The sequence below is a fragment of the Staphylococcus auricularis genome (assembly GCF_001500315.1).
Lineage (GTDB): Bacteria > Bacillota > Bacilli > Staphylococcales > Staphylococcaceae > Staphylococcus > Staphylococcus auricularis.
The window spans coordinates 302,242-316,497 of record NZ_LLER01000002.1 but is presented as its reverse complement, the minus strand read 5'-3'; the positions used below and the strand labels follow the sequence as shown (position 1 = coordinate 316,497).

At 38.9% G+C, this 14,256-nt stretch carries 11 protein-coding genes; all 11 read right to left on the bottom strand.

From position 1 onward, the window contains the following. Positions 1-2,462, bottom strand: a 2,462-nt coding sequence (carB, locus tag APS80_RS02125) for a carbamoyl-phosphate synthase large subunit (RefSeq protein ID WP_059106634.1), incomplete at its 3' end; no start/stop codon positions are given. Next, positions 2,455-3,555 (bottom strand): carbamoyl phosphate synthase small subunit, encoded by a 1,101-nt coding sequence (locus APS80_RS02120; RefSeq protein WP_059106633.1) that lies wholly within the window; start codon positions 3,553-3,555, stop codon positions 2,455-2,457. The genes carB and APS80_RS02120, both read right to left, overlap by 8 nt. Further along, positions 3,552-4,829 carry a dihydroorotase gene (locus APS80_RS02115; protein ID WP_059106632.1) on the bottom strand — a complete coding sequence of 426 codons (1,278 nt, stop codon included), beginning with the start codon at positions 4,827-4,829 and terminating at the stop codon, positions 3,552-3,554. Before APS80_RS02115 ends, APS80_RS02120 begins: the two co-directional genes overlap by 4 nt. A gap of 1 nt (position 4,830) precedes the next feature. Then, complete coding sequence (locus APS80_RS02110; RefSeq protein ID WP_059106631.1) at positions 4,831-5,727, bottom strand: aspartate carbamoyltransferase catalytic subunit; 897 nt, start codon at positions 5,725-5,727, stop codon at positions 4,831-4,833. A 16-nt stretch (positions 5,728-5,743) separates the two neighbouring features. Beyond that, the gene (locus APS80_RS02105) at positions 5,744-7,048 is read right to left on the bottom strand and encodes a uracil-xanthine permease family protein (RefSeq protein WP_059106630.1); all 1,305 of its coding nucleotides are present in this window, start codon (positions 7,046-7,048) and stop codon (positions 5,744-5,746) included. A gap of 217 nt (positions 7,049-7,265) precedes the next feature. Beyond that, a complete protein-coding gene (pyrR, locus tag APS80_RS02100) occupies positions 7,266-7,793 on the bottom strand; it encodes a bifunctional pyr operon transcriptional regulator/uracil phosphoribosyltransferase PyrR (RefSeq protein ID WP_059106629.1) in 528 nt (175 codons plus the stop codon). 387 nt (positions 7,794-8,180) lie between these two features. Then, on the bottom strand, positions 8,181-9,098 hold the full coding sequence (locus APS80_RS02095; RefSeq protein ID WP_059106628.1) for an RluA family pseudouridine synthase: 918 nt from the start codon (positions 9,096-9,098) through the stop codon (positions 8,181-8,183). 10 nt (positions 9,099-9,108) lie between these two features. Continuing rightward, positions 9,109-9,585, bottom strand: a complete 477-nt coding sequence (lspA, locus tag APS80_RS02090) for a signal peptidase II (protein ID WP_059106627.1) — start codon at positions 9,583-9,585, stop codon at positions 9,109-9,111. A 258-nt stretch (positions 9,586-9,843) separates the two neighbouring features. Next, positions 9,844-12,591, bottom strand: a complete 2,748-nt coding sequence (gene ileS, locus APS80_RS02085) for an isoleucine--tRNA ligase (RefSeq protein ID WP_059106626.1) — start codon at positions 12,589-12,591, stop codon at positions 9,844-9,846. Positions 12,592-12,815: 224 nt separating this feature from the next. Further along, on the bottom strand, positions 12,816-13,427 hold the full coding sequence (locus tag APS80_RS02080; protein ID WP_059106625.1) for a DivIVA domain-containing protein: 612 nt from the start codon (positions 13,425-13,427) through the stop codon (positions 12,816-12,818). Between the two features lie 53 nt (positions 13,428-13,480). Continuing rightward, positions 13,481-14,251, bottom strand: coding sequence for a YlmH family RNA-binding protein (locus tag APS80_RS02075; RefSeq protein ID WP_059106624.1), 771 nt, complete (start codon positions 14,249-14,251; stop codon positions 13,481-13,483). Positions 14,252-14,256: the final 5 nt, after the last annotated feature.

The following is a 14,256-nucleotide window of genomic DNA, read 5'->3' as shown; positions in this document are numbered from 1 at the left end:
AATTGGATGTTAATGAGTCCGACGATATTTAAGCCTTTTGCTAAGCGAATGGTGAAATCTTCTAACGTATCGATATCTTCTTGAGACAATGTTTGTGGCGGATAAACAGCGATAGAGTCACCTGAGTGAACACCAGCGCGTTCTATGTGTTCCATGATACCTGGAATAATGACTGTTTCACCGTCTGATATCGCATCGACTTCGATTTCTTTACCTGTTAAGTAACGATCGACTAATACAGGATGATCTGGACTTGCTTTAACGGCTTGGTTCATATAGTCTTTCAATTCATCATCGTTACTTACGATTTCCATCGCACGTCCGCCCAGTACATATGAAGGACGTACAACCACCGGATAACCAATTTCGCGTGCGTTGTTTAATGCTTCATCTGGTGATGTCGCTGTTCTACCTTTAGGTTGCGGAACATCAATTTGATGTAATAATGCTTCGAACTCTTTTCTGTCTTCGGCACGGTTTAAATCTTCAAGTGTTGTACCTAAGATTTTAACGCCATATTGTTCTAGTTTATCAGCAAGGTTAATCGCTGTTTGACCACCGAATTGTACGACTACACCTTCTGGTTGTTCTAAGTTTACAACGTTCATAACATCTTCTACAGTTAATGGTTCAAAGTATAATTTATCTGAAATAGAGAAGTCGGTAGATACCGTTTCTGGGTTGTTATTAATAATGATAGCTTCATATCCAGCGTTTTGGATTGCCCACACTGCGTGAACAGTGGCATAGTCAAATTCTACCCCTTGTCCAATGCGGATTGGACCTGAACCTAGTACTAAGATTTTTTTCTTATCTGTCACAACAGATTCGTTTTCTTGTTCATACGTGCCGTAATAGTATGGTGTTTCTGACTCAAATTCTGCGGCACATGTATCCACCATTTTATATACAGGTGTAATACCATGTTTTTGACGGAGATCGTAGACTTCATCTTCAGTCATATCGAAACGGTGTGCAATCACTTTATCACTGAAACCGTAGTTTTTAGCGTATTCAAGGTAATCTATGTCACCTTTGTGTGCTTTTAAGTCATGTTCGATATCAATGATGTGTTGGAACTGATGTAAGAAGAAGTAATCAATTTGCGTCATCTCATGAATTTCTTCGAGTGTTGTACCTCTACGGATGGCTTCACCGATGAAGAATAAACGCTCATCATCTTGGTCTTTAATACGTGATTTAATATAATCTAAGTCAAAGCTTTCGCCGTTTGGTAAGCCGAGGTGATGCACGCCATATTCAAGTGAACGAATTGCTTTAAGTAATGACTCTTCGTACGTACGGCCAATTGCCATGACTTCCCCTGTCGCTTTCATTTGCGTACCTAAGACACGTTCACCTTTTTCAAATTTATCGAATGGGAAACGAGGGATTTTAGATACAACATAGTCTAGTGCAGGTTCGAATGCTGCAAATGAAGTACCTGTAATTGGGTTAATCATTTCGTCTAATGTTAAGCCGACTGCAATTTTTGCTGCTAATTTAGCAATAGGATAACCCGTTGCTTTAGATGCTAGAGCGGATGAACGTGATACACGTGGGTTCACTTCGATGATGTAGAAGTTCATTGAGTGGGGATCAAGTGCGAGTTGCACGTTACAGCCACCTTCAATACCTAAGGCACGAATTACTTTTAATGATACGTCGCGTAGCATTTGATATTCAACGTCAGATAAAGTTTGACTCGGTGCAACAACGACAGAGTCACCCGTATGGATTCCGACTGGATCAATGTTTTCCATGTTACATACGACGATAGCGTTATCGTTTTTATCGCGCATTACTTCGTATTCAATTTCTTTAAATCCTGCAATTGATTTTTCAATTAAACATTGTGTTGCGGGACTATAATGTAATCCGTTAGATACCACTTCTTTTAATTCATCATCGTTATGGCAAATACCGCCACCAGTACCGCCCATTGTGAAGGCTGGACGAACGATAAGCGGATAACCCACTTGCTCTTTAAATTGGAATGCTTGTTCAACGGTATTGACGATATCACTTTCTGGTACAGGAACATCAAGTTCATTCATCAAGCTTCTGAATTGTTCTCTGTCCTCAGCTTGTTGAATAGATTGTAATTCTGTACCGAGTAGCTGTACGTTGTTCGCATCTAACACACCACTATCATGTAATTGAATCGCCATGTTTAAACCTGTTTGTCCACCTAGTGTTGGTAACAAGGCATCGGGTTGCTCTTTACGAATGATACGTGCGATAAAATCGTGTGTTAACGGTTCGATATAGACTTCATCTGCAATTTCTTTATCTGTCATGATCGTCGCAGGGTTTGAATTGACGAGGATGACACGGTAACCTTCTTCTTTTAATGCTAAGCAAGCTTGTGTACCGGCATAGTCGAATTCTGCTGCTTGTCCAATAATAATTGGACCTGATCCTATAACTAAAATTGTGTTGATATCTTTACGTTTAGGCATTTGTAGTACACTCCTTCGCTTTAAATTCGTTCATCATATCGATAAATTGATCAAATAAATAGTTTGAATCTGTAGGACCTGGAGACGCTTCAGGGTGATATTGTACAGAGAAAGCAGGTAATGATTTATGTCTCAAACCTTCTACTGTACCGTCGTTTAATGCGATGTGTGTGACTTCTAAATCTGTATCTTTTAATGAATCTTCATCAATAGAGTAACCGTGGTTTTGACTCGTTAAAGCAATTTTTCCAGTGACTAAATCTTTAACTGGATGGTTTGCACCGCGGTGACCGAATTTCATTTTGAATGATGTCGCACCTTGAGATAAGGCGAAGAGTTGGTGACCTAAGCAAATACCGAAGAATGGGATTTTGCCTAAGATGCTGCGGATCATATCAATCGCAACTTGCACTTCTTCTGGATCACCAGGGCCATTGGATAGCATTAAGCCATCTGGTGCCATTCGGATGATTTCTTCTGCTGATGTATCATATGGTACGACAGTTACATTACATCCTCTTGCATTGAGTTCGCGTACAATGTTTTGTTTTTTACCAAAGTCAACGAGTACGACACTGAGGTCAAAACCAGTTGACACATAAGGTGTTTTAGTAGAAACGGTATGCACTTCATCGCGAGGGAAGGCCGCTGTTTTAAGTGTTTCAGCTAGGGATTCTACCTCATCCTTGTCATCTGTAAATCCAGCTTTTAACACACCATATTGTCTAATCTTGCGTGTAATACTACGTGTATCCACTCCATAAATACCTGGCACATCGTATTCATCTAACACTTCATGAAGTGATTTTTGCATTCTAAAATTACTTGGGTGTGTACTTGCTTCTTTTACAATCACCCCATTTAATGTGGGTACTAATGATTCAAAGTCATCGCGATTGATGCCATAATTACCGATTAATGGATAAGTAAAGGTAATGATTTGTCCTGTATAAGAAGGGTCTGAAATCGTTTCTTGATAACCTGTCATCGCAGTATTAAAGACAATTTCACCCATTTTTAATTGATCTGAACCTAATGGGTATCCTTCATAATATGAACCATCTTCGAGCACGAGATAACGCTTTTGTATCATAATTGTTCCTCCTTATATTTAACTTCACCTTCGACCATAGTGAGCACAGGATTACCGTATACTTTGTAACCTAAGAACGGTGTATTGCTTGCTTTTGAAGCAAAGTCTTCTGCTTTAATTTCACGTTCTTCATCTAAGTTGATAACCGCTAAGTCTGCAAGCGCACCTTCTTCTAAACGTCCATATGGTAAATCGAATGTTTCAGCCGGTTTAATTGTTAGATAATCCACTAATTGTTGAAGTGTCCAATCTCCATTTTTAACAAAGTGTGTATAGAGTAATGGGAACGCAGTTTCACTACCGACAATACCGAATGATGCTTTAGTCATAGGTTGATCTTTTTCTTCTGCTGCATGTGGCGCATGGTCTGTTGCGATACAATCGATTGTACCGTCTAATAAACCTTCAATTAATGCTTCTCTATCTTCTTTACTTCTAAGTGGAGGATTCATTTTGAACATGGCATTATCGCCAGGGATGTCATCCTCAGTAAGTAACAAGTGATGTGGTGTCACTTCTGCAGTGACATGAATACCTGCTTTTTTCGCATCACGAATTGCACGGACGCTTTCTTTTGTAGAGACGTGACACACGTGATAATGTGCCCCTGCTGCTTCAGCGAGTAATACATCGCGAGCAATTTGTACGGCTTCACAGATGTTAGGGATACCTGGAATACCTAATTCTTCGCTACGTTTACCATCATGCATCGCACCACGATAGATCAAGCTATTATCTTCACAGTGCGCAACCACTGCTTTATTGACTTTGGCTGCTGCTTGCATCGCTTCGTACATCATGCTGGATTGTTGAACACCGACACCGTCATCAGTGAACGCAAATGCACCTTCATTTGCAAGTGCTTCGAAATCGACATGTTCTTCTCCAGCTTGTCTAACTGTAATTGCAGAATAAGGTAAGACACGGACATTTGCAGTTTGTTTAATGATGTCATTAACTTGTTGCATGTGTTCAACCGTATCTGGCACAGGGCGTGTATTTGGCATTGGGCATACAGTTGTATACCCTCCACGTGCAGCTGCTGCAGTACCAGTTGCAATCGTTTCTTTATGTTCGCCACCAGGTTCACGTAAATGAACATGGACATCAACTAATCCAGGAGCAACGAATTGTTCATTCGCATCAATCACTTCTGTTTGATCATCCACTTCGATATTTGACGCGATCTGTTTGATGTATTGTCCATCGATTAAAATGTCTGTGTTAACCAGTTCTCCAGCTTGTAAGACTTGAGCATTTTTAATGAGTTTCATATTAGACTTCCCCTCTCGATTTTAAGATTGTATCAATCACTGCCATACGCATGTACATGCCGTTTTCCATTTGTTTAAAGATGCGTGATTTAGGTGCTTCAACTAAGTCACTCGCAATTTCTACGCCGCGATTTACCGGTGCAGGATGCATGACTATCGCATGATCTTGCAACTGATCGTAGCGACCTTGCGTTAAACCAAAGCGTTCGTGGTAAGTGTCTGCTTCAAACGATGTCACTTCATTTGCTTCATGACGTTCATGTTGTACACGTAATAACATCACAATATCAACTTTATCGATGACTTCATCGATATCTACATAGGCACCATGTAATGTGTCATCTTGCCATGCTTCTGGACTTGAGAACATCACATTCGCACCGAGTGCAGTTAAGCTATGATAATTACTGCGTGCAACACGAGAATTTTTAATATCTCCACAAATCAATACGTTGAGATCTTTAAACGATTGAAATGTTTCATAGATTGTCATCAAGTCAAGTAAACATTGTGTTGGATGCTGACCACTGCCATCGCCTCCATTAACCACTGGAATGTTAAGTCCTTCGAGTGAATCATAGTACGCATTTTGAGGATGTCGGATGACAAGCATGTTCACACCAATACTTTCCATCGTTTTACAAGTATCGTATAACGATTCTCCTTTTTGCACAGAGGATGTTGCTGTTTCAAAATCGATCAACTGCATTCCTAATTTCTTTTCAGCTACTAAAAAGCTTGATTTTGTACGCGTTGAATTTTCAAAGAATAAGTTGGAAACAAACACATCTTGATAGTTAGGTATTTCCACTTCTCCCGCTTTAAATTGACTTGCACGTTGAATGAGTCCATAAAGTTCCGTTGTTGTTAAATGTTCGACAGATAATAAATGATCCATGAACAAACCTCCCGCTTTATTGATTAGATGCACCTTTAGGTAAAATGAGATTCAAGATGATACCTGCTAATGCTGCAAGTGCCATCCCTTCGATTTGCATGTTCAAACCGAGATCTTTAAAGTTAATGACTAAATTTCCAATTCCTATGACTAAGATAGAAGACGCGATAACTAAGTTTCTATTTTCTGCAAAATCGATTTTACTTTCTACAAGCATTCTTAAACCGCTTGATGCGATAATACCGAAAAGTAAGATCGATACACCGCCCATGACAGGCGTTGGGATAGAGTCAACCAGCGCTGAAAATTTACCGACAAAGCCAAGTAATACGGCTATGACAGCTGCGCCGCCTATCACGTAGATGCTGTAGATTTTAGTAATGGCAAGGACACCGATGTTTTCACCATATGTGGTACTTGGTGGTCCACCAATGATACTCGCTACCATCGTAGAGACCCCGTCACCAATGATTGATCGATCTAATCCTGGATCTTTCAAGAAGTTTTTACCGACAATTTTATTGATCACGAGTTGGTGACCGATATGTTCACTGACTGTAACAAACACAATCGGTATCATCACGAGCACCAGCCCCAGATGAAAGGAGGGCGTATAATCCTTAAATGGTATGTAAATATCCGGGAACTGTAGCCATTTCGCTTTTGCAATTGGTTCAAAGTTGATTAGGCCCATAAATATTGAGATGACATAACCTGTTATTATTCCAATCAATACAGGAATGAGTGATAAGAATCCTTTAAAGAACCCTTGAATACTGATGGTCACAAGTAAGGTTATGATTGCCACTAGCACATAGCTCAAGTTGTAGCCTTTCATGTCATTCGAATTCTCAAACATGGCCATGTTCACTGCGGTAGGCGCTAAGCTTAACCCAATCACCATAATGACAGGTCCTACTACAACAGGGGGTAATAAATTCATCAGCCAATTGGTACCGCTAATGCGAATCGCGAGACCAATGATGACATACATCAGTCCACTCATGAATAAAGCGACTAACATGTCCCCTAGACTATGCGAATGGATACCTGTAATAATTGGAGTGATAAACGCAAAGCTCGATCCTAAATAGGCAGGTATTTTCGCTTGTGTAATTAAAATGTATAACAGCGTGCCTAGCCCTGAAGCAAGCAATGCAGCTGAGACTGGCAGACCGGTTAAGAATGGCACTAAAACGGTCGACCCAAACATCGCAAATAAATGTTGTGTACTCAACAATGCCCACTGTGAAGGTTTCGGCTTATCTCTAACGTCTAATACTGGCTTGGCGGTACGTTCAAACATTGTTTCATTATCCATGATTTTTCTCCTTCAAAAAAAGTCCCTTTACATTTTCAGTAAAGAGACTCAAAAAGATGACCCCATACTGTATGTTTCGTTCCTTCGCCCTTCTATTACAGGGCCATTAATCATACCTAGCCTAGGTCATTACAAAACCTGGATAGCGTAGTTATACCTTATAGCTATGCCTTGGTTTCGTCCTTTTTCAGTCTCTCGTACTGATTTAAAAGGTTAATTATTCAATTATGACTGCGTTTCTATCATCATTTTCTTCTACATAAACTGCGACCGCTTCATCTTTTGCTGTAGGGATATTCTTACCAACGAAATCCGCTCTAATCGGTAGTTCTCTGTGACCACGATCAACTAACGTTGCAAGACCGATTTTACGTGGCCGAGCATGTTGTAATATGGCATCTAGAGAAGCACGTACCGTTCTACCGGTATAGAGTACATCGTCTACAATGATGACAACCTTGTCGTTGATATCAACATTAATGTCATATGCTTTTTCTAAATCTTGCTTACCCGCTTGTTCTAGATCATCTCTAAATTGGGTCACATCTATGGTACCCGTTGGAACTTGTACATTCTCAATCATTTCAATTTTATGTTGAATGCGTTGTGCAAGCGAAGCTCCTCTCGTTTTAATGCCTAATAAGACGAGTTGTGAGGTGCCACGATTGTACTCCAGGATCTCATGGGCGATTCGAGTTAACGTTCGTTCTATAGCCGCTTCATCCATGATGACTCTTTCAGACATCTTACTTCACTACCTCCTTTACAGCGCTTCATTTAGAAAATTTATCCATTGAATGCAAGGCATGTATTTTTCCAATAAAAAAGCCTCATGCCTTAGAAAGACATGAGGTCTATGAACAGAATTTATACTTCACCGTTAAAATATTTCATTTTGAATGTGAATGCGATAGACGATACCTATACTTTAAATCTCATTCACATCGTTACATAATCTGTTTATATTCATGTCTTCTAAGCCTCACTGGACTTCTATTAAAGACGTTGGTTTTATTTATTAAACTAATGATAGTTTACCGCTTTCGCTGATTGAAGTCAATAGGAGAGAAATAATCGCATAAATATACTTTTTCTGCCTATCCTATATCGAGGATTAAGTCTGTCGAATCCCTTAACCTTGTTCTCTTCGTAATGTTTCTAGCACTTGCTCAAATGATTCCGGTAACGGCGCTTCACGTTCGATGTACTCACCTGTGACAGGATGTTCAAATCCAATGACACCAGCATGTAACGCTTGGCCGCCCATTTCAATCGTACGCTTAGGTCCATATTTAGGATCGCCGACAATAGGATATCCGATGTATTTCATATGTACACGGATTTGGTGTGTACGACCGGTTTCTAACTGACATTCAATGAGCGTATAATCCTTAAAATGTTCAAGCACATTAAAATGCGTAATCGCTTCTTTACCCTCGTCAACGACATCCATGGATTGTCTATCTTTCGTATTACGTCCAATCGGCGCATCTACCGTACCATAATCATGGGGAATATTGCCGTGAACGAGTGCTGTATATTTACGGGTCACTGTTTTAGACATTAACTGTTCAACTAAGTTTCGATGTGCCACATCGTTTTTTGCGACCATGAGTAACCCTGACGTATCTTTATCGATACGGTGCACAATACCAGGGCGTACTTCTCCATTAATGCCGGAGAGGTTTTTCATTTGATACATGAGCCCGTTTACGAGTGTACCACTGCGATGACCCGCTGAAGGATGGACGACCATGCCTTTAGGTTTATAAACAATCGCCACATCATCATCTTCATAATATACGTCTAAATTTAAATTCTCGGGTTCAATATCCGCTTCAACCACTTCTGGTTCATTTACGACAATGACATCGTCCTGTTTCATTTTATAATTAGATTTAATGGTTTTACCGTTTACTGTGACATGACCTTCCTTCACCATATCTTGAATTTGAGTACGAGACCAATCTTGATTGAATGACGTGAGACATTTATCAATGCGTTGACCGACGTACGCTTCATTATCTATTTTAAACTCATGCGTTTCCATAACTTTCCTCCTATGATGCTTTGTTCATATCTTTTAATAATAAAACAATCATAACAATGACACCGATTGTTAAACTTGAATCCGCTACATTAAAGATAGGAAAATCATAACCAAATATATAAGTGTCGATGAAGTCGACTACTTCTCCATTTATGATACGATCAATAAAGTTACCAAGTGCCCCTGCAAAAAGTAGACTGAGTGTCACTTGCATGGCTAAGTTGCCTTTCGCTTCTTTAATATAGAAACCGACTAATACAATCAATATGATGATGGTAATGATGTAAAAGAACCACATCTTACCGCTTAATATGCCCCAAGCTGCTCCATTATTACGATGAGACGTAATATTGAGAAAACCCGGAATAACTTCAAAGGATTCACCTACGCGCATAGAAGTAGCGATCATCCATTTTGTAAGTTGATCAAACACTAAAATAAAGATCGTTACAGCCAAAGATATTCCTATATAATACTGCCTTTTCATAGGCGACCTCCTCAATTTCTCTTTTCACAATTTCGAACAATCTATATTATAGCTATTTCACAGTATAAAATAAAGCAGACGAAGCAAAATGTCGATATTAAGTGGCAACCGTCTGACTCTTTATAAATTGAAAGCCCAAATTTTCAAAATATCCATAAACCCCATTGAAAATTGATTTATATATAAAAAGAGAGCAAGATCAAATCCTAAGATTCAATCTTGCTCAAATTCAAAGATCTATAGATTTAAATTTACTTTTTATAGTGAAGCTACGACTTCTTGACAGCGAGGGCAAAGACCAGTGTATTCCCCTACATTGCCAATTTCTGTACTATAGTTCCAACAACGATCACATTTTTCACCTTCAGCATGTTCAATGCGGATATCACCATATTGGTAAGCTTGGCCATCTTCCACGTGATCCACTACTTCTGCTTGAGAAGTAATAAAGAGTTGATGTAAATCATCAAACTGTTGTAAGAATTCTGTAGCGTTGAATTGGTCGTTGCTACCAATTATGACTTTTGCTTCTAGAGATTTACCGATGACTTTTTCGTTTCTAGCAATTTCTAATGCACGATTCACATCGTCTCTCAAGTGCATGAATGTATTCCATTTTTCAACTAATGCTTCATCAGGTTCTACAACTTCTGGCATGTAAGTTAAATGAACACTTTCTTCTTTCACATGTGGGATGTGTGACCAAATTTCTTCAGAAGTATGCACAAGAATTGGTGCAAGTAATTTCGTCATATCAACTACAATTTGATAAAGCACGGTTTGCATGCTGCGACGTTTATGTGCGTCACGTTTTTCGATGTAAAGAATATCTTTACCATAATCTAAGTAGAAGTTACTCAATTCTACGTTAATGAAGTTTTGAACTTCTTGGTAAATATTTAGATAGTCGAAGTTATCGTATTTATCTAATACTGTTTTCGTAAATTCACGGAAACGATTTAAGATATAGCGATCGACTTCGAGTAAGTCCGCTTCAGCAATTTGATCTGTTTCTGGATTGTAGTCTGCTACATTACCTAACATGAAACGGATTGTATTTCTGATTTTACGGTAAACGTCTGATGTTTGTTTTAAGATTTCATCGGAAATACGTACGTCTGCAAGATAATCCACACTACTTACCCAAAGACGTGCAATATCTGCACCTTTTTGTTTAACGATTTGATCTGGCACAATGACGTTACCTAATGATTTACTCATTTTTTTACCTTCGCCGTCCATGACGAAACCATGAGAAAGTAACATTTTATATGGTGAAATACCTCTAGTCGCAACAGATGTAGTAATAGAAGAGTTAAACCAACCGCGATATTGGTCACTACCTTCAATATAGAGATCTGCTGGGTATTCTAACTCTGGACGTTCTTCTAATACGCCACGGTGAGATGAACCTGAGTCGAACCATACGTCCATGATGTCTGTTTCTTTTGTGAATTCGCCATTAGGACTACCTGGATGTGTAAATCCTTCTGGAAGTAAATCTTTCGCTTCACGTTCAAACCAAACATTAGAACCATATTCTTCAACGAGATCAGCTACGTGATTGACAGTTTCTTGTGATAAGATCACATCGCCATTTTCTGCGTAGAAGACAGGGAGTGGTACACCCCATACACGTTGACGAGAAATGACCCATTCACCACGGTCACGAATCATGTTATAGATACGTGTTTTACCCCAGTCGACTTTGAATTTTGTTTCATCGATAGCATCTAAGATATCTTGTCTTACTTTATCGATAGAAGCGAACCATTGAGGTGTCGCACGGAAGATCACTGGTTTTTTCGTACGCCAATCGTGTGGGTAACTATGTGTGATAAATTCTAATTTGATGAGTGCGTCTTTTTCATCTAATAAGTCAGTCACTGCTTTGTTAGCTTTGTCATAGAACATACCTTCAAATTGACCTGCTTCTTCAGTGAAGACCCCTTTGTCGTCTAATGGACTGATGACGGGTAAATCATATTTTTGTGCAACGACGTAGTCATCTTCCCCGTGTCCAGGCGCTGTATGCACAACACCTGTACCAGCATCTGTAGTGACGTGTGTACCATTGATGACGAGAGAAACGCGATCAATAAATGGATGTTGCGCTTCTACATATTCAAGTTCAGAACCTTTGTATTCTTTGTCGAGCACGATGGCTTCTTTATCCCAATCAAGTGCTTCAGCCACATCATCTACTAAATCTTTACCGATGATATATTTTTTACCATCTACAAGATATTGTCCATAAGTTAAATCAGGATGAACTGTGATCGCTACGTTAGATGGCATAGTCCATGGTGTAGTTGTCCAGATGATGAATTGTGCATCTTCATCTACAACACCTTTACTATCACGCACATCAAATGCGACATAGATAGAAGGAGAACGTTTATCATGATATTCAATTTCTGCTTCTGCAAGAGAAGATTCACTAGATGGTGACCAATAAACTGGTTTTTTACCTTTGTAGATTAAACCTTTGTCTGCCATTTCACCAAACAAACGTAATTGAGCTGCTTCGTATTCAGGTTTTAATGTGATGTATGGATTATCAAAATCACCGCTCACACCTAAACGTTTGAAGTCTTTTTTCTGAAGTTCGATTTGTTCAAGCGCAAAATCTTTACATTTTTCTCTAAACTCAGAGACAGACATTTCTTTACGTTTAATACCTTTTTTCGTTAAGGCTTGTTCAATCGGTAATCCGTGTGTATCCCAACCAGGAATATAAGGTGCATAATAACCACGCATTGTTTTGTAACGTGTGATGATGTCTTTTAAAATTTTGTTTAGGGCGTGACCCATGTGTAAGTTACCATTCGCATATGGAGGACCATCGTGAAGAATGTATGCAGGTTGGCCTTCGTTTTGTTTCACTGATTTTTGATAAATATTGTTTTCGTCCCAGGCTTGTTGGATTTTAGGCTCTTTATTTGGCAAGCCGCCTCTCATAGGGAAATCCGTCTTCGGCATTAATAAAGTATCTTTATAATTCATTTTTTCACTCCTCTTAACTTAAAAAAGAACTCTAAGTTCAATTAACAGGGACGAGGTTATCGCGGTACCACCCTGATTAACTCAACTTAGAGTTCTCTCAATTTTTTTATTCATCTTGTCAAAACAGTGATATAAGAAATAAACATATACTAGGCTTTCACCATCCCTAGCTCGCTAAGATATGCGACTTATTTCTCACGCGTCTGTTTGATGTGATTAATTAATTATTTTTCATCGTTATCTTGTTGGTCTTCTGTGCTATCTGTATCGTTTTGTTCATTTTGAGTTGAAGCTTGTGCACGTTCAGCTTCTGTTAAATCTTCATCGTTTAAATGTTGTATATTTTCTTCTGTCACGTGTTGAGCATCTAGATCGTAGTTGAGTAAATAATCCCAATCATCATTTTTGAGTAAATCTAACTGTGCTTCAACTAACATACGGAAGCGTGATCTAAAGATTTTAGATTGACGTTTCATATCTTCAGTTTGGAAGGATAAACGGCGTGCTTTTTCAATCGCGTCACCGACGATACGGTCAGCCTCACTTTGCGCTTTATTGATTGTTGCTTGCGCTTGTTCTTGGGCTGCGTTTTTTGTTTGTTCGCCTGCTTGTTGCGCTTGAACTAACGCATCACTTACAGATTGATGCACTTCTTTGTAAGAATTTAAGTTCGTTTCTTTATCTTCTATTACTTTTTCTAATTGTTGTTTATCTTCTTTCAAACGTTCAATTTCATCACTTAACTGAGTTAAATAATCTTGTACTTCAGTTTCGTCAAAACCGTTTCTTACTTTAGTAAATGCTTTGTTTTTGATTTCGTTCGGTGTAAAAGGCATCGAATTTCCTCCCTTTAATCGTACCACTGATATTACTATAACGAACAATGATACTATTTGAAAAGTGTTTTATATGAAATGTGTATCTTATCTTTCTTAGTTTTGCCTCCCACTTCAGAAATTTTGGCTCTACCAAAAACTTGAATGGACAATAGATCACCTTGATCAAGTTTGAAATCAGCTGAATCTATAATCGTATGATTCACTTTGACACGCTTTTTCTGAATCAGTTGTTTCGCAATATCACGTGATTTGTGAATCATCTCTTTTAATACAACATCAAGTCGTAATGCACTGACTGTTGCTTGTGCATGTTGCCATGACTCTTTTGATTGTACCATATCTTGTGGCGAAATTGAATGCAGTTTAACTGAAGCTCCTTTAATCTTCGTTAAATGCATTTTAACATAATCAACTAATGGAGAGGCAATGACGAACTGAATTTCGTCATTTACTGCGATATCCCCCAGTTGATCTCGAGTGATCCCTAGAGACAAGATGGTCCCCATCACGTGTTGGTGCTGTATCGTCACAAACTTTTTCGGGTAATCGAGCTGAAGTACAGTGAGTTCAAAATCTTCAAGCTGAGGTTCAAAATAATCCGGTGCGATTAATGCACGCTGTCTTTCTGCATGTGGACCACCATAAAAATGCACCTGTAACATGTCATAGCTCCCAGCGACCACTTCAAGTATGTATTGCCCTCTTGGGTCTAAAAAGTGAGTCAACACAGGTGCATACGTTTGATCAGCTTGATTACACTTATCTATTAATTGGTCAATCAACTCGTGTTCTTCAGTTCTAAAATGTTGATATATATTCATCGATT

What these genes read in the sequence shown, in the direction of transcription:
- APS80_RS02120 (WP_059106633.1), bottom strand. Translation starts at nt 3,555, where the DNA reads ATGATACAAAAGCGTTATCTCGTGCTCGAAGATGGTTCATATTATGAA.
- APS80_RS02115 (WP_059106632.1), bottom strand. Translation starts at nt 4,829, where the DNA reads ATGAAACTCATTAAAAATGCTCAAGTCTTACAAGCTGGAGAACTGGTT.
- APS80_RS02110 (WP_059106631.1), bottom strand. Translation starts at nt 5,727, where the DNA reads ATGGATCATTTATTATCTGTCGAACATTTAACAACAACGGAACTTTAT.
- APS80_RS02105 (WP_059106630.1), bottom strand. Translation starts at nt 7,048, where the DNA reads ATGGATAATGAAACAATGTTTGAACGTACCGCCAAGCCAGTATTAGAC.
- pyrR (WP_059106629.1), bottom strand. Translation starts at nt 7,793, where the DNA reads ATGTCTGAAAGAGTCATCATGGATGAAGCGGCTATAGAACGAACGTTA.
- APS80_RS02095 (WP_059106628.1), bottom strand. Translation starts at nt 9,098, where the DNA reads ATGGAAACGCATGAGTTTAAAATAGATAATGAAGCGTACGTCGGTCAA.
- lspA (WP_059106627.1), bottom strand. Translation starts at nt 9,585, where the DNA reads ATGAAAAGGCAGTATTATATAGGAATATCTTTGGCTGTAACGATCTTT.
- ileS (WP_059106626.1), bottom strand. Translation starts at nt 12,591, where the DNA reads ATGAATTATAAAGATACTTTATTAATGCCGAAGACGGATTTCCCTATG.
- APS80_RS02080 (WP_059106625.1), bottom strand. Translation starts at nt 13,427, where the DNA reads ATGCCTTTTACACCGAACGAAATCAAAAACAAAGCATTTACTAAAGTA.
- APS80_RS02075 (WP_059106624.1), bottom strand. Translation starts at nt 14,251, where the DNA reads ATGAATATATATCAACATTTTAGAACTGAAGAACACGAGTTGATTGAC.